The organism is Leisingera sp. ANG-DT (assembly GCF_000813785.1).
Lineage (GTDB): Bacteria > Pseudomonadota > Alphaproteobacteria > Rhodobacterales > Rhodobacteraceae > Leisingera.
Genome location: NZ_JWLE01000004.1, coordinates 96,866 through 112,944, shown reverse-complemented (window position 1 = coordinate 112,944; position 16,079 = coordinate 96,866). Strand labels below are relative to the sequence as shown.

The 16,079-nt window shown below is 66.1% G+C and carries 14 protein-coding genes; 3 read left to right on the top strand and 11 right to left on the bottom strand.

Translation table 11 applies throughout. From position 1 onward, the window contains the following. Positions 1 to 17 precede the first annotated feature (17 nt). From RA21_RS04910 to RA21_RS04900, 3 genes are all read right to left on the bottom strand, one after another. Positions 18 to 1,286: a bifunctional folylpolyglutamate synthase/dihydrofolate synthase gene (locus RA21_RS04910; RefSeq protein WP_039146950.1), complete on the bottom strand. Its 1,269-nt coding sequence runs from the start codon at positions 1,284 to 1,286 to the stop codon at positions 18 to 20. A 142-nt stretch (positions 1,287 to 1,428) separates the two neighbouring features. Further along, the gene (accD, locus tag RA21_RS04905; protein WP_019294978.1) at positions 1,429 to 2,379 is read right to left on the bottom strand and encodes an acetyl-CoA carboxylase, carboxyltransferase subunit beta; all 951 of its coding nucleotides are present in this window, start codon (positions 2,377 to 2,379) and stop codon (positions 1,429 to 1,431) included. 63 nt (positions 2,380 to 2,442) lie between these two features. Further along, complete coding sequence (locus RA21_RS04900; RefSeq protein ID WP_039146947.1) at positions 2,443 to 3,333, bottom strand: CPBP family intramembrane glutamic endopeptidase; 891 nt, start codon at positions 3,331 to 3,333, stop codon at positions 2,443 to 2,445. A gap of 297 nt (positions 3,334 to 3,630) precedes the next feature. On the opposite strand from RA21_RS04900, the gene RA21_RS04895 reads away from it, so the two are divergent. The 3 genes from RA21_RS04895 to RA21_RS04885 all read left to right on the top strand — a co-directional run bounded on the left by RA21_RS04895 (position 3,631) and on the right by RA21_RS04885 (position 5,571). After that, positions 3,631 to 4,323 (top strand): hypothetical protein, encoded by a 693-nt coding sequence (locus RA21_RS04895; protein WP_241482002.1) that lies wholly within the window; start codon positions 3,631 to 3,633, stop codon positions 4,321 to 4,323. An 82-nt stretch (positions 4,324 to 4,405) separates the two neighbouring features. Continuing rightward, on the top strand, positions 4,406 to 5,167 hold the full coding sequence (locus RA21_RS04890) for a DUF6478 family protein (RefSeq protein ID WP_019294981.1): 762 nt from the start codon (positions 4,406 to 4,408) through the stop codon (positions 5,165 to 5,167). A gap of 26 nt (positions 5,168 to 5,193) precedes the next feature. After that, the gene (locus RA21_RS04885) at positions 5,194 to 5,571 is read left to right on the top strand and encodes a hypothetical protein (protein ID WP_019294982.1); all 378 of its coding nucleotides are present in this window, start codon (positions 5,194 to 5,196) and stop codon (positions 5,569 to 5,571) included. Positions 5,572 to 5,589: 18 nt separating this feature from the next. Here the strand turns inward: RA21_RS04885 and RA21_RS04880 are convergent, their stop codons facing one another. The 8 genes from RA21_RS04880 to RA21_RS04845 form a co-directional block, all read right to left on the bottom strand. Beyond that, the gene (locus RA21_RS04880; RefSeq protein ID WP_039146944.1) at positions 5,590 to 6,333 is read right to left on the bottom strand and encodes an isocitrate lyase/PEP mutase family protein; all 744 of its coding nucleotides are present in this window, start codon (positions 6,331 to 6,333) and stop codon (positions 5,590 to 5,592) included. After that, positions 6,330 to 7,394: a bifunctional transcriptional activator/DNA repair enzyme AdaA gene (locus RA21_RS04875; protein WP_039146941.1), complete on the bottom strand. Its 1,065-nt coding sequence runs from the start codon at positions 7,392 to 7,394 to the stop codon at positions 6,330 to 6,332. Before RA21_RS04875 ends, RA21_RS04880 begins: the two co-directional genes overlap by 4 nt. 628 nt (positions 7,395 to 8,022) lie before the next feature. Beyond that, positions 8,023 to 9,357: a S41 family peptidase gene (locus RA21_RS04870; protein ID WP_029204693.1), complete on the bottom strand. Its 1,335-nt coding sequence runs from the start codon at positions 9,355 to 9,357 to the stop codon at positions 8,023 to 8,025. A 7-nt stretch (positions 9,358 to 9,364) separates the two neighbouring features. Next, positions 9,365 to 10,498 (bottom strand): murein hydrolase activator EnvC family protein, encoded by a 1,134-nt coding sequence (locus tag RA21_RS04865; protein WP_039146938.1) that lies wholly within the window; start codon positions 10,496 to 10,498, stop codon positions 9,365 to 9,367. Beyond that, positions 10,495 to 12,012, bottom strand: coding sequence for a 2,3-bisphosphoglycerate-independent phosphoglycerate mutase (gene gpmI, locus RA21_RS04860; protein ID WP_039146936.1), 1,518 nt, complete (start codon positions 12,010 to 12,012; stop codon positions 10,495 to 10,497). Before gpmI ends, RA21_RS04865 begins: the two co-directional genes overlap by 4 nt. Positions 12,013 to 12,159: 147 nt before the next feature. Further along, on the bottom strand, positions 12,160 to 12,585 hold the full coding sequence (locus RA21_RS04855) for a hypothetical protein (protein WP_019294988.1): 426 nt from the start codon (positions 12,583 to 12,585) through the stop codon (positions 12,160 to 12,162). Next, positions 12,582 to 12,830, bottom strand: coding sequence for a hypothetical protein (locus RA21_RS04850; protein ID WP_039146934.1), 249 nt, complete (start codon positions 12,828 to 12,830; stop codon positions 12,582 to 12,584). The genes RA21_RS04855 and RA21_RS04850 overlap by 4 nt, the downstream gene beginning before the upstream one ends. 100 nt (positions 12,831 to 12,930) lie before the next feature. Beyond that, positions 12,931 to 15,858 (bottom strand): error-prone DNA polymerase, encoded by a 2,928-nt coding sequence (locus RA21_RS04845; protein ID WP_039146931.1) that lies wholly within the window; start codon positions 15,856 to 15,858, stop codon positions 12,931 to 12,933. Positions 15,859 to 16,079: the final 221 nt, after the last annotated feature.

The following is a 16,079-nucleotide window of genomic DNA, read 5'->3' as shown; positions in this document are numbered from 1 at the left end:
CCCCGCCCCGGGGTAATTCAGCCGTTTTCGCGCAGGATATGGCCCGCCAGGTAAAGCGACCCGCAGATCAGCACCCGGGCCTGCGGGTCCTTGGCGGTGATCGCTTTCAGCGCTGCCATCGTGCTTTCCGCCGTGCCGGCCGCGATGCCCACCGATTTGGCTGCGGCTTCGGTCTCCTCTGCGCTCAGCGTGTTGATCTCATCGGGAATCGAAATCGCGGTCAGGCTCACGACATGCGGCGCCAGCGGGGCCATGTAGCCGCTCACGTCCTTGGTGTTCAGCATGCCGCAGACCAGATGCGTCGGGCGCGCCGGCAGTTTTGCCAGCACATCCGCCAGCGCAATGCCCGCCGCGGCGTTGTGGCCGCCGTCCAGCCACAGTTCAGCCTCTGGTGCCGCTGCGATCAGCGGACCGGTTTTCAGTTTCTGCATCCGCGCGGGCCATTCGGCGTTCGCCATAGCGGCCTCGCAGGCGGCCTCATCGGCGCCCAGATGGCGCAGCGCTGCCAGTGCGGCACCGGCGTTCTGGATCTGATGCGCGCCCAAGAGCGCCGGCAGCGGCAGATCCAAGAGGCCGTTTTCGTCCTGGAACACCAGCCGGCCGCGCTCCTCCCAGACATGCCAGTGCTGGCCATAGGCAATCAGCGGCGCGCCCAGGCGGGCGGCAGTGGCCTCGATCACTTCCATCGCCTCCTCGGGCTGCGGGCCGACCACAACCGGCACGCCGCGCTTGATGATGCCCGCCTTTTCGCCTGCGATCTTGGCCAGCGTGTTGCCCAGAAACTGCTCGTGGTCGATCGAGATCGGGGTGATCACCGAAACCTCCGGCGTGATCACGTTGGTGGCGTCCAGGCGTCCGCCCAGGCCAACCTCCAGCAGGGTGTAGTCCGCAGGCGTGCGCGAAAACGCCAAGAGCCCCGCCACCGTGGTGATCTCGAAATAGGTGATGTTCTCGCCGCCGTTCCTGGCATAGCACTCGTCCAGCACTTCGGTCAGATGCTGCTCCGAGATCAGCTCGCCCGCCAGCCGGATCCGCTCATGGAAGCGCGCCAGATGCGGCGAGGTATAGGCGTGCACGCTCTTGCCCATGCCCTCAAGCCCTGCCCGGATCATCGCCTGGGTGGAGCCCTTGCCGTTGGTGCCCGCCAGGTGGATCACCGGCGGCAGGTTTTCCTGCGGGTTGTCCAGTGCGGCCAGCAGCCGCCAGACCCGGTCCAGCGTCAGGTCGATGATCTTGGGGTGCAGCGCCATCATGCGGGCGAGGATCGCGTCGGAGGTCTGGGTCATCAGCCTGGGTCCTGTTCAGCCGGCTTGCCTCAAACGCAAAGGGCAGCGCCCGTCCCGGCGGGGTGGAAGCGAAGCGCCCGCCCCGTGGGGGGCGGGACGGGCGCTGCCCGGCCTTCGGCCAGGCATAGGTATTTAATCGAAGTTACTCGGCAGCTTCTTCGCTGACTGCGCCATCCGCCGGCGCGTTTGCGGCCTTGGGCGCCTCTTCCGCTTCCGGCGCGGGCAGATCGCCCGCCACCTGCGGCGGCAGGCCCATCAGCATGCGGATAATGGTGATCAGCTCTTCGCGCATTTCGGTGCGCGGGGTCACCCGGTCCAGCATGCCGTGATCCAGCAGGTACTCGGCGCGCTGGAAGCCGTCCGGCAGCTTCTCGCGGATGGTCTGCTCGATCACCCGCGGGCCGGCAAAGCAGATGAGCGCGTTCGGCTCGGCGATATGCACATCGCCCAGCATCGCATAAGACGCGGTGACGCCGCCGGTGGTCGGATGGGTCAGCACCACGATATAGGGCAGCCCCGCTTCTTTCAGCATCTCCACCGCAACAGTGGTGCGCGGCATCTGCATCAGCGACAGGATGCCTTCCTGCATCCGCGCGCCGCCAGCCGCCGAGAACAGCACCAGCGGGCGGCCCAGCTTCACGGCTTCCTCAGCGGCGGCGATGATCGCGTTGCCCACATACATGCCCATCGAGCCGCCCATATAGGAGAAGTCCTGCGCGGCAGCGATGATCGGCGTGCGGCCAATCTCACCGGCGGCCACCAGCATCGCGTCTTTCTCGCCGGTCTTCTTCTGTGCCGCCTTGATCCGCTCGGGGTATTTTTTCTGATCCTTGAACTTCAAGGGATCGGCCAGCGGCTCCGGCACCGCGACCTCGGTGAACACACCGCCGTCGAACAGCGCGGTGAAGCGGTCGCGCGGGGTGATGTTCATGTGATGGCCGCAGCTGGTGCAGACGTTCTGATTGTCGCTCAGCTCGCGGTGAAACAGCATGGTGCCGCATTCATCGCATTTCTGCCAAAGGTTCTCGGGCACTTCGCGGCGCGAAAAGATCGAGTTGATCTTGGGCCGGACGTAGTTGGTGATCCAGTTCATATTGCTTGCCTCTCCGGGGGCGCGGTTTGTCCCCCAGATAAGGCGCATTTGCCGCAATTGCAATCAGCGGCGTATGGCAAGCCTTGCGCAAAGCCAGCTGACACCCATCAGAAGGAAATCCACCGCCATCCACGGCCGCAGCGCCTGCACGTCGGCCAGATCAAAGGGGATCAGATACAATGCCAGCCCATTGAGGCTGGTAGGGGAGCCGAACAGCAAAAGTGCTGTGACGTTGTTGAAGAAATGCACCGCCATCGCAGGCCCCAGCGTGCCGGCCCGCGCCGTCAGGTCCGCCATCAGCACCCCGAACAGCCCGGCCCAGGCGGTAATCACCAGCGCATTGCCCCCGGCCTCTGTCGGCAGGTAATGGCCCAGTGCAAACAGTGCCGAGGGCCCCAGCAGCCAAACCGCAGGGTGGCGGAACCGTGCCGCCAGCGCCTGCTGGATATAGCCGCGGAACAGGATTTCCTCCGATCCGGTCTGCACCAGCACTGCAACGATAGAAAGCGGCAGAATGCCCAGCCAGGTCCAGAACGGCAGGTTCTGGGTCATCGGCGGCCCCATGTCATAGGGCGGCAAGGCCATCAGCAGCAGGCTGAGGCCCAGCAGGTACAGGCTGACCCGTCCAAACTGATGCACCAGCGGACGCAGATGGCCGGTCACGGTGGCAAAGCCGCGCTGGTGGAACAGCCGCGCCGCCATCGCCACGCCCAGCGACAGAAAGGCAAAGCTGCCCAGCAGCACCAGCATCGCGCCCGGCGTGCTGCCATCCGCCAGCCCCTGCAGCCAATCGCCCGGAAACAGCCCGGCCAGGATCACCTGCAGCGCCGCCGTCAGGGCAAAGCTGACCGAGGCCACCAGCACCAGCCCCAGCATCAGGCGCCACAGCGCCGGCTGTTGCCGGGCAAAGCGCACCATCGCCTCATGCGCTCTGTAGCTGTGCCAGTCGTGCATAGGTCCTCCGCGCCGCATCAGGAGCCGGCGGCAATCCGGCCCACGTTATGCATTGCTGCAACGCCAAGGCAAGGCAGGCACGCCTGGTGGCGGTTCAGGCTTGCCGCCCCGCCCCCTGCTCCGTAATGATTCCTGCAAAAAACAAGACCGGCAGGACCAGCAGTGACCAGAACAAGCAACGGGAAATCCGTGCCTTTTGCCGCGCCCGGCGGAAAGGCGCCCATGCGGTGCGGCGCGGCGGCGGCGATTGTGCTCGCAGCCCTCGCTCTGGCGGGATGCAGCCCGTCCCCCCAAGGCATGCCCTTTGCCTCCCGCACCGCCAGCCAGGCGCCGCAGGCCGGGGTTCAGGTGATGTCCTTTGGCGGCGGTGATGTGCTGCTGGCCGCACCCGATGCCTATTGCTTTGACCGCCGCAGCAGCCAGCCGGACAAGGACGGCGGTTTTGCTCTCCTCGCACATTGCAGCCGGATGGGCCGCCAGAACTGGTTCGGCGCCAAAAAGTCGGCGGTGCTCACCGCGTCGGTTGGCCCCGCCAAAGCTGGTGCCGCCGCACCGCAGACGGCTGACATCGCCGCCATGTTCCCGGACGCCAAAGTTCTGGAAACCAGCGAGGATCAGCTCTTGCCGCTGGTCAAGCTGGAGTTCCCCGGCGCTGTCGCCGACGGCGCCAGCCCGGTGCACTGGCGCGGTGCATTCGTGCTGGACCGCCACCTTGTCGCGCTGGCGCTTTACGCGCCTGAAGGCAGCCGGGCGCTTGGCAGCCAAGGAGCCGCGCTCTTGAACGAAATGACCCACCGCACGCTGGAGGCCTCCACCCTGCCGTCGCTGGAGACCGCGGCGGCGACGCCGCGCCCGGCCGCCGCAGTACCCGCACCCGGCCTGCGCCCGCAGCCCCGCCCGGTGCAGATGCTGGCGCAGAACGCAGAAGCCATCCCGGAGCCGCGCAAAAAACGCAGGCTCAGCCAGCGGATTGCCGGTTTATTTCAATAGGCCTGCGCGGTTACACTGCCGCCAGCCCCGCAGCGGGGCAGCACGGGCAAAGAAGACCCAATAACAGGCGAGAGAGAGCACGATGGGCAGGATCATGGATCGGTTGCTTCACCTGCGCAGCCTGCGCCGCTGGCGCGCCGCGGCTGAGGAGTCCTCGCGCGCGCCGCTGTCGGAACTGCGCCGCCAGCGCAACCAGGCCCGCCAGTTGCGCACCCATCTGGACCGGCTCATCCACACCGCCGACGGCCGCCTGGCGCTGCCGCAGATCGGCTCCTCCTTCTTTCCGCGCCCGCATGGCACCGACTGGTCCTGGCGCCCGGAAATGTGGCGCGGTCCGCTGCCGGAACGCGGCCTCGCCTCGGTGCCGCCCAAGGCCCGGCTGGGCGATGAGGTGCAGCTGTTCCACGACTGCGCCTTCTCTGAACTGACCCTGCGCCAGCTCCGGAATACCCGCGAGGAGGACCTCGCCCCCTTCGGCCTGCGCATGGATGTGTTCAAATTCGACGGCTCCTTCCTGTCGCTGGTGATCGACCTGCCGCCGGAGGCGGTGCAGGGCATCACCCGCCAGCACCTTCTGCGTATCGACAGCATCATCGAATCCGAAAAGCCGATTGAGATCTTCGCCCGCCTCAATATCCAGCACGGCCCCAACACCGAACAGCTGGTGCGCGAGCTGCCGCAGGAGGAAAAGAACATCGTGGTGGAGTTCGACCTGGCCTATTCCAAGCTGAACGAAAAGCGGATCGAGAAGATCTGGCTCGACCTGATCTTTGAGGCGCCGGACCTGAACCAGGTGATCCTGCGCGACCTGACCTTCTCGCGCCACCGCCGCGCGGCGATCTGAGGAGCCAGCCCCATGAGGGATTTGACATGAGCGACCTGACACTGACCAAAATCCGCTTCCGCAACGGTATCTGGGAAGGCAAGATCGGCAATGCCCCGGTCAGCGGTGCCAAGCCGGACATCACCGTGATGTTTCAGGATCAGCCGGTCGAAAACGTGATCCTGACGGAAGGCACGGCAGAGCGCGACTGGCTGGTGGCCGTGCCGGTGCCGCCAGAGGCTGTGGCCGACGGGGTGCAGACCTTTGTGATCTTTGATGCCGCAGACAGCACCCGGCTGGGCGATTTCACCCTGATCGCAGGGGAGGCAGTGGCCGACGACCTGCGAGCTGAAGTCGAATTGCTGCGCGCTGAGCTCGACATGCTGAAGCGCGCCTTCCGCCGCCACTGCCTGGAAACGATGTAAGGGCCTGGCCCTAAGGGTTTATTCCAGCGCCTGGAAATGCTCCGCCAGCACCTGCATCAGCTTGGCGTGCGGAATCGGACCATAGCTGCAGCGTGCCACACCGGCCTGCCGCGCGGTCTCCAGCGTGATGCCGCGCATCATCGTGTTGACTGGCAGCGAACAGCCCTCGCAGACCCGCGCAATCAGATCGGGATCGGTCAGCCCCGGCACAAAGAACCCGTTGCCGCCAGCCTCGGCATAAGCCGCCGCGCGCTCCAGCGCTTCGCCGAGCAGGACGGCGTGTTTGGCGGCATCCTTTTCCTTCAGAAACAGATCTGTACGCGCATTCACAAAGATGTCCGCATGGGCCGCCCGCACCGCAGCCACCCGCCGCGCCTGCTCCTCGATGCTGTAAAAGCCCTCGCCACCGACCACCTGATCCTCGAAGTTGAGGCCCACCGCGCCGGTCTCCGCCAGCCGCTTCACATTGGCGGTCAGATGCTCCGGCCCGCGCGCGTATCCGCCTTCGAAGTCAATCGTCACCGGCAGATCTGTGGCCGCAATGATGCGCTCCGCATTGCCCAGCACAAACTCCAGCGGCACCTGTTCGCCATCCGGGAACCCCTGCGCCGCCGCCACCGGGAAGCTGCCGGTCGCCAGGGCCTTGGCGCCCGCCCCGGCAATCGCCTTGGCGCTGCCCGCATCCCAGATGTTGTAGAGCACCACCGGATCACCCGGCTGGTGCAGCGCCGCAAATGCCTTGGCGCGCTCGGAATATGTCATGCTGAAATCCTCTGTCTGTAGCCTGTTTCAATTTCAATAAGCCGCTGCTTACGCCACAAGCCGCCGCCATAGCCGGTCAGCGATCCGTCCGCCGACAGCACCCGGTGGCAGGGCACCACCAGCGCCAGCTGGTTGGAGCCGTTGGCCCGCGCCACCGCCCGGGTGGCGGAGGCCCGGCCCAGCTCCCGCGCGATCTGCGAATAGCTGCGGGTCTCGCCTGCCGGGATGGTCAGCAGATAGCGCCAGACCTCGCGCTCGAACGCGGTGCCGTGCAGCGCCAGCGGGGTCCGGAAATCCGCGCCCTCACCGGCAAAGAAGTGGCGCAGCTCCTCTGCAATCTGCGCGGTCGGTGCGGGACGGCCAAAGCCCAATCCGCCGGGCTGCGCCTTTTGCAGCTTGGCCACCTCCCGCGGCAACGCCTTGCGGTCGGCAAATTCCAGCAAGTGCAGCTGATGGGCGCAGCTGATCGCAATCATCGCGCCCAAGGGCGTGTCGATCCAATCCGCCAGCAGCAGCGCATCCTTGCGGAACGCCCCCGGTGCAATCCCCACCAGTTTCGCGAATGCCGCGCGGAAGGCACTGGCGCTCTCAAAACCGGCATCAATCTGCGCCGCAATCACCGGCTCGCCGGCTTTCAGCGCTGTGAACCCCTCACGCAAGCGGCGCTGCCGCGCCATCTCCAGGAAGGTCATGCCGAAATGCCGCTTGAACGCGCGCCGCACAGTGGAGGCATCCAGCCCCAGCCGCACCAGATCCCCCTCGCCCCAGCGGTAGGCGGGGCGTTCCTCCAGCCGCGCCAGCAGGTCCTGCACGATCGGATCATCGCCCGCGGCGGCGGCCAAGGGCTTGCAGCGCTTGCAGGCGCGAAAGCCCGCCTCGATGCACTCGCCCGGCGTGGCAAAAAACCGGCAGTTCTCATACTTCGGTTTGCGCGCCGGGCAAGTCAGCCGGCAGAAGATGCCGGTGGAAGTCACACCGACATAGGCGCGCCCTTCATAGGCGGCATCACGGTCTAGCAACGCTTGGTAAAGCGTGCGGGAATCAGGCAGGTCAAACATCATGGGCGGAGCATAGACCAGCCCGCCCCGTCAGTACGCCGGATATCGGGCGTTGATTTTCAAATCATTGCGACCCAGCCGGGCGGGCGCCTGCCCGCGGGGTGGCGCTGCAACGCTTGCGTGGGGCAGTTTATCCCAGCCGCGTCCGTACGAGTTCTCAAGGGAGCATTACCCTCTCGAAAGCGCCAGCCCGTGCGGGCGGGCAGGCGCTCGCCCGGCGGCGCTGCGCGCCTTGTTCCGGGCGGAAAAGCTCACTTCCGCCAAGGTGTTGCGTACCCACCGTACGCCCCCTTCACGCAATTCTCATTCCCCTCTGCCATACTCCCAAAAGATCGCGATCCCCCGCCATGGCTCCGCGCATGGGCCATGGTACGAGGCGCAGGCATCTGTGAGGCTGCCTGCGCGACACCCCGGAGACCGGCCCTGATAAAAAGGGGGTCGTCCAGGATATCCTGTCCGAGCAGGCCCCCGGCGGGGTCTGTCCACCTCCACCCCGGCGGCGCCGCCCCCTTAACTGGGACACAGCGCAACAACGGTACAGCACCCAAACCCCGCCAGACCCGGCGGCACAGCAAAAATGAAAAAGGCCGCCCAACCGGACGGCCCCTTCCTGATGCGTGTTTGCGCGGGCTTACTTCGGCCCCAGCGCCACCATCCCTTTCAGGATGTCGATGGCATAGGCCAGCTGGTAATCCTGCTCGCGCAGTTCCGCGGCTTTCTCGGCCTTCTCGCGTTCTTCCTCGATCTGGCGGATTTCATCCTCGGACAGGCTGTCGTTGTTCAGGCTGCCGCGCAGGTCGGCTTCCGAACGGGAACGGCGGGCGGGCGAGTCATTCTCCTCCTCAGCCGCAGCCACCCGGCGCGGCTGAGCCACCACGATGTCGGGGGACACGCCCAGCGCCTGGATCGACCGGCCCGACGGCGTGTAATAGCGCGCGGTGGTCAGGCGCATCGCACCCTCGCCCTTCAGCGGCATCACGGTCTGGACCGAGCCCTTGCCGAAGGACTTGGTGCCCACCACGATAGCGCGGCGGTGGTCCTGCAGCGCACCTGCAACGATTTCTGACGCCGAGGCCGAGCCGCCGTTGATCAGCACCACAATCGGCTTGCCCTCTGCCAGGTCGCCCGGGGTGGCGTTGAACCGCTCGCCGTCTTCCGGATCGCGGCCGCGGGTGGAGACGATCTCACCCGACTCCAGGAAGCTGTCGGCCACCTTGATCGCCTGGGTCAGCAGGCCGCCCGGATTGTTGCGCAGGTCCAGCACGATGCCGTTGACGTTCTCCATGCCGCCGGCTTCCTCGATCTGCTTCTTCAGGTTTTCCTCAAGGTTCGGCGTGGTCTGGTCGTTGAAGGTGGTGATCCGCATCACCACGGTGTCGCCCTCGGTGCGGCCGCGTACCGCAGTCAGCTTGATGGTGTCGCGGATGATCGACACGTCAAACGGCTCCGCCTCGCCCTCTCGCACAACGGTGATCACGATCTCCGATCCAACCGGTCCGCGCATCAGCTCCACCGCGTCATCCAGCGACAGGCCCAGAACGCTTTCGCCGTCCACGTGGGTGATGAAATCGCCGGCTTCCATCCCGGCTTCATCCGCCGGGGTGCCGTCAATGGGGGAGACAACTTTGACAAAGCCCTCCTCCTGAGTGACCTCGATCCCGAGGCCGCCGAACTCGCCGCGGGTCTGCACCCGCATGCTGGCCGCATCATCCGGCGACAGATAGCTGGAATGCGGATCCAGCGACGCCAGCATGCCGCCGATCGCCGCCTCGATCAGCTCCTTCTCGTCGACTTCCTCGACATACTGCGCCCGGATGCGCTCAAAGATATCGCCAAACAGGTCCAGCTGCTCATAGACGTTAGCCTCGCGCGCGCCTTCCTGCGCCAGCAAGGGGCCTGCCACATAGGTTGTCGCTACGATCCCTGCCAGCGTACCGCCAACGGCGGCCATCGCAAATTTTTTCATCAAGCCTTCATCCACCTTTTCCAGTGCGGAACCACGTTTCGGGGTCCACCGGGCTGTTGTCCATTCTCACTTCTATATAGAGCGTTTCTGTCCGGTCAGTTCCACCCCCTTCACCGCTTGTTGACAGAATTGCGTCCGGTTTCGGGTTTTCTCCGCTCATCAATCCGACCGGTGTGCCCTCGGGGATCACCTGCCCCGCCTCGCCGAACACCTCGGCCAGGCCCGACAGCACAAACAGCGTCTCCGGCTGCGGTTCCAGAATCACCACGTTGCCCAGGTCCAGCAGCGGCCCGCGATAGCGGATGGTGGCCGCGGTGGGCGATGTGACCAGCGCCCGCGGGCGGGCCGCAACCAGCCAGCCGGGCCGGGCAATGCCCGCGGCATCGCGTTCGCCGTAGCCGCGCAACAGCAGCCCCTCAACCGGCAGGGGCAGCGTGCCGCGCAAACCGCTGATGTCGGCTTCGCTGGCAGCAATCTCACCGCCGGCAATTTCCGCCAGACCATCGGCAAAGCCTGACAGCGTCTCGGTTGAAGAGATCAGGATCGCTGTGCGCACCGGATCCTCGGTAAAGCGTTTCGGCAATGTGGTGCGGTCGGCAATCGCGGTAGACAGCTGCACCCGGGCGCTCTGCACGCCGGCCAGCCCCTCCTCCAGCGTCTTGGCGGCGTTCTGCTGCAGCAGCCGCAGCGCCTGCACCTCGTCCAAGTCCGCCTTCAGCATCTGCGCCTTGGCCTGCAGCGCCGGTGTCACCTCTGCCAGCATCATCGCAGACCGCGCTGCCCCCAAAGGCCCGGAGGGATGCACCATCAAGACCGGCGGCGGCGAGGTTTCAATGGTCTGGATGATGCCCAGAAGGCCCGAGACCTCCTCCTGCCGCGCCGCCAATTGCGCGCTCAGCTGCCCCTCACGCCGCGCCACCCGGCGCAGGCCGTCGCGCATCGCCGCAAGGCCGGCTTCATAGGCCTGCACGGTAGCGGTCAGCGCCTTCACCCGGTCGCGGGAACTGTCGGCCTCCTGCAGCTTGACCGAGGCCGCTTCCAGCTGTTCTGCCGCGTCGCGCGCGGCATCCGCCGGGTCCGCTGCCGTCTGCAGCGGCGCGGCCAGCAGGGCCAGCAGCATCAGGCCCGCACGCCGGATCATGACAGCAGGCTCTCCCCGGTCATCTCCGCCGGTTTCTCCAGCCCCATCAGCTCCAGAATGGTCGGTGCCAGATCGGCCAGGCGGCCATCGCGCAAAGCCGCGCCCTCCGGCCCGCCGACCAGCGCCACCGGCACCAGGTTCAGCGTGTGGGCAGTGTGGGCGCCGCCGGTTTCCGGGTCCACCATCACCTCGCAGTTGCCGTGGTCGGCGGTGACGATCATCGCACCGCCTGCCTTCTCCAGCGCCGCAACCACCTTGGCCAGCCCCTGGTCCACCGCCTCGCAGGCGCGGATCGCCGCCTTCAGATCGCCGGTGTGGCCCACCATGTCGGGGTTGGCGTAGTTGGTCACGATGAGGTCATAGCCTGCCTCGATCGCCTCGACGAATTTCTCCGTCACTTCCGGCGCCGACATCTCCGGCTGCAGATCATAGGTCGCCACGTTGGGAGACTTCGGCATGAAACGGTCTTCGCCCTCTTCCGGCTCTTCTTTGCCGCCATTGAGGAAGAACGTCACATGCGGGTATTTTTCGGTTTCGGCCAGACGGAACTGGGTCTTGCCGTGCTTGGCGACCCAGGCGCCCAGCGTGTTGACAATCGCCGCCTTCGGATAGGCGGTGGTCATGTAATCATTATGGGCATCGGAGTATTCCACCATTCCCATCAGCGCCGCCAGTTTCGGGCGCTGGCCGGTATCGAACTCTGCAAACCCCGGTTCACCGATGGCGCGCAGAATTTCCCGCGCCCTGTCGGCGCGGAAGTTGAGGCAGAAAAACCCGTCGCCATCCTTCACCCCGTCAAAGCCCTGCAGCACCGTGGCGCCGATGAACTCATCCGTCTCCGACTGGTTATAGGCATGGTCCACCGCGCTGTGTGCGGTCTGGCCGGGCCGGCCCTTGGCGTGGATCATCGCATCATAGGCTTCGCTGACGCGGCCCCAGCGGTTGTCCCGGTCCATTGCGAAATAGCGCCCGGTGACTGTGGCAATCCGCACACCTTCAGGCAGTTTCTCCTCCAGCCGGCGGAAGTGGCGAAAGGCCGATTTCGGCGCCACATCCCGCCCGTCGGTGATCGCATGCAGCCAGACCGGCACTCCAGCGTCATGGATCGCCTTCACCGCCGCCAGGATGTGGTTGATATGCCCATGCACACCGCCGTCGGAGACCAGCCCCATCAGATGCGCCGCGCCGCCGCTTTCCTTCAGCTGCGCGATAAACGCCTGCAGCGCCGCGTTTTCAAAAAAGCTGCCGTCCTCGATCGCCAGGTCGATCTGGCCCAGGTCCATCGCCACCACCCGGCCCGCGCCGATGTTGGTGTGCCCCACCTCGGAGTTGCCCATCTGCCCGGTCGGCAGGCCCACATCCGGCCCATGGGTGATCAGCCTGGCGCTCGGCCCCTTGGCCATGATCGCATCAAAAGTTGGGGTCTGCGCCAGATAGGGCGCGTTTGCCTTGCCGGGTTCGCCGCTGCCCCAGCCATCAAGAATGCACAGGACAACGGGTTTGGGTGCGGTCATGGATCAGCTCCGGGGCAGGGCAAGGTTGGGCAATGTTCGCAAGCCTTCTAACGCCTTGCCGCGCCGGGGTGAACCGGCTTTCCTGCCACAGTTGGCGTTATCACGGCGCGGCACCCCGGCAATGCCGCTTCATCTTTCCCGAAATACTCAACTCCGGGCCGGCGCGGCATCCCCGCTGCCGGCGTTCTGCGGCACCAGCACCGGCACCCGCCGCGCCAGATCGCTGGCCAGCGTGTCCGCCGGGAAGTAGCGGTGCAGAACACCGGGCTGCAGCAAGTCGGCATTGCCGTCCAGAAAGGCCTCCGTGTCCGCATAATCGCCACCCGCCATCCGCTCCGCTGTCAGGCTCAGGAACGCCAGCGTCACTGTCGCGTTGAATTTCTCCGGCACCCCGGCGGCTTCGGTCAGCCGGCGCAAGCCACGGGCATAGATGGCCATGCCCTCGAACACCTCTTGGCGGGAGAGGATTTCATAGGCCACGCCCAGGTGCGCCCGGTGGCTGAAGCCCTGCGGCTGCAGCGTGCCCGCGGCCAGCTCCGCTGCCATCACGGCATAATCTGTGCGTTCGCTCATTGCGGATCCTCCGTCAGGCTGTGGCTGTCGGCGGCGGTCAGGTCCAGCCCGTAAACCGCCCGCAGCGCCCCGATCTTGCTCAGGGTTTCTTCCGAGAACGGCGCCTTGCCTTCAAAGGCGTGCAGCGCCATGCCCTCAACCAGTTCCGCCACCGAAATGTCCAGATATTCCGCCAGCGCCTTCATGGTCTTCAGGAGCCGCGCCTCCAGGCGCAGGCCGGTTTGAACACGGGTTACTGATTTCATCGCACCCTCCTTTCAGAGGGCTGATATAGAACGATTCAACTTTGGTATTAAGGTACCAAGATACCTGCTATCAATCTGCGCTTCTTCTTTGCCCAAATACTCAACTCCCCGGCCCGCCTCTGGCACCGCCGCCCGTGTCCTGCGGCGTCAGCAGATGCCGGATCAGCGCCACCGGATGCGCCCGCAAGCTCAGCCGCATGGCGACGTAATCCTCCACCACTTCCTCGCCCAGGCCCATCTGCGGCAGGTCCGCCTCCGGCTCATAAATCCCCTCACCTTCCAGCTCGCGGGCAAACAGCGGCAGGGGCTTGCGGGCGGTGATCGCCTTGGCGGCCCACAGCGCCTCGCGCCGGTTGAGGCCAAGGGCGGCAAAGGCATCCGCTTCGGCCAGCCGCTCGATTACCGGCGGCGAGATGCCGGCCTTGCGCCAGACGTCCTCCACCTCGTGATAGCCGTTGCCGCGGGCGGCAGTGAGCCAGGCGGCGTCCTCGTCCCGCAGGCCCTTCACCTGCCGGAACCCCAGCCGCAGCGCCAGGCCGCCGTGGCCGTCAGGCTCCATCACGTTGTCCCAGTAGGAGTTGTTGATGCAGACCGGGCGCACCGCCACCCCGTGTTCGCGGGCATCACGGACGATCTGGGCGGGCGCGTAGAAGCCCATCGGCTGCGCATTCAAGAGCGCGCAGGCAAAGATCCCCGGATGGTGGCACTTGATCCAGGCCGAGGCATAGACCAGCAGGGCAAAACTGGCGGCATGGCTTTCGGGGAAGCCGTAGGAACCGAAGCCCTCAATCTGGGAAAAGCAGCGTTCGGAGAACTCCGCGTCATAGCCGTTCCTGGCCATGCCGCGCAGGAACAGAGAGCGGAATTCGCTGACGTTGCCGTGTTTCTTGAAGGTCGCCAGCGACCGCCGCAGCCGGTCGGCCTGCTCCGGCGTGAAGCCGGCGCCGACGATGGCGATCTGCATCGCCTGCTCCTGAAACAGCGGCACGCCGAGGGTCTTGCCCAGCACCTCCCCCAGCGCGTCGGAGGGGAAATGCACCGGCTCCTCGCCGTTCCTGCGGCGGATATAGGGGTGCACCATGTCGCCCTGGATCGGGCCGGGGCGGACGATGGCGACCTCGATCACCAGGTCATAGAAATTGCGCGGCCGCATCCGGGGCAGGAAGTTCATCTGTGCCCGGCTTTCGACCTGGAAGACGCCGATGCTGTCAGCCCGGCACAGCATGTTGTAGACCGCCGGGTCCTCCGGCGGCAGGGTCGCCAGGCTGTAGTCCAGCTGGTGATGCTGGCGCATCAGATCAAACGCCTTGCGGATGCAGGTGAGCATCCCCAGCGACAGCACATCGACCTTGAGAATGCCCAGCGTGTCGATGTCATCCTTGTCCCAGCAGATGACCGTGCGGCCCTCCATGGTGGCATTTTCAATGGGCACCAGTTCATCGAGCCGCCCTTGGGTGATGATGAAACCGCCCACATGCTGGCTGAGGTGGCGGGGGAAGCCGATGATCTGCTCCACCAGCTGCAGGGTCAGCTGCAGGCGGCGGCTGTTCGGGTCCAGGCCGATCTCGCGCATCCGCTCGGCCTCCACCCCCTTGGCGCTGAAAAACCCCCAGAGCTGCGAGGACATGGCGGAGATGGTGTCCTCCGTCAGGCCCATGGCGCGGCCCACCTCGCGGATGGCGCGCTTGCCGCGGTAGTGGATCACCGTGGCGCAGAGGCCCGCCCGGTGGCGGCCGTAGCGTTCATAGATCCACTGGATCACCTCCTCGCGCCGCTCGTGCTCGAAATCCACGTCGATGTCGGGCGGCTCGTCGCGGGCTTCACTGACGAATCGCTCGAACACCATGGTGCCCAGTTCCGGGCTGACGGAGGTGACACCCAAGCAGTAGCAGACCACCGAGTTTGCCGCCGAGCCGCGCCCCTGGCAGAGAATGCCGCGGGAGCGGGCAAAGGCGACGATGTCGCGCACGGTGAGGAAATAGGGATCGTATTTCAGCTTGGCGATCAGGGCGAGTTCATGCTCCAGCAGGGCGCGCACCCGCTGCGGCGCGCCGCCGGGGTAGCGCCAGCTGAGGCCCTCCTCGGCCAGCCGCCGCAGCCGCTGGGGCGGGGTTTCGCTCTCGCGCCCCTCGTCCGGGTAGTCATAGCGCAGCTCATCCAAGGAGAACGTCAGCTGCTCCGCCAGATGACCCGCGTTGTCCACCGCCGTCTCATAACCCCGGAACAAGCGGCGCATTTCCCCCTCCGAGCGCAGGCGCTGCTCCGCGTTGGCCATGGCAGCGCGGCCCAGCTCCTCCACCTTGCAGCGCAGCCGGATGGCACTCAGCACATCGCCCAGGCGGCGGCGGCTGCCATGGTGCATTTTGGGCGCGGCACTGGCCAAGGGGGGCAGGTTGAGATGTTCCGCCAGCTCTGCAAGCGCGGCAAAGCGGGCCCGGTCGCCGCCGTCATAGGCTGGCGTCATCAACAGGTGCATCCGCCCGGCAAAGCGGCGCGTCAGCGCGTCCATATGCGGCCCCCATCCGCCCGCGCCGCAGGGCGCATGTCCCGCCTGCGGCAGCAGCAGCAGGTGGAGGCCGTCCGCAAATTCCATCAGGTCGGAGAGATGCAGGATGCAGCTGCCCTTCTCTGCCCTGAGCCGCCCGGTTGAGAGCAGCCGGGTCAGGCTGCCCCAGCCCACGCGGGTCACTGGCAGCGCGATCACCTCCGGCGCGTCGCTGAAGATCAGCCGCGCTGCCGGGATCAGCCGCACGGTTTCATAAACCGGGAAGGAGGCGGGTTGCGCAATATCTGCGGGGCGCGGCGGGCCGATGGGTGTGTGTGTACGGTCCCAGGCCTGCCGCTCCCGCACCCGGCGGGCAATGTCGCGGCACTCCGCATGGGCGCGCACGATGCCCGCCACCGAGTTTTCATCCGCGATGGCAAAGGCGCCAAGCCCCAGTTCCAGCGCGCGCGCCGCATACTCCTCCGGGTGGGAGGCGCCGGTGAGGAAGGTGAAGTTGGAGAGACAGGCGAATTCGGCAAACATGGGGGTATGATATTCCCGTTTTGTTCTCATGTGGAGTCCTGCTGGAATGCGGTGCCGCGCCGCGCGCCTGCGCGGCGCTACGCCCAACCGCCGCAGGGCATTTTCAATGCCCGCCCGGCGGGCGGGAGGGCTTTACTCCAACTCACTGCGGGATGCGCAAGATCCGGGTCGATTGCCGCCCTGCAGTTCGGGCAGGGTGCTGGCAGCAAAGGAGAAACCCG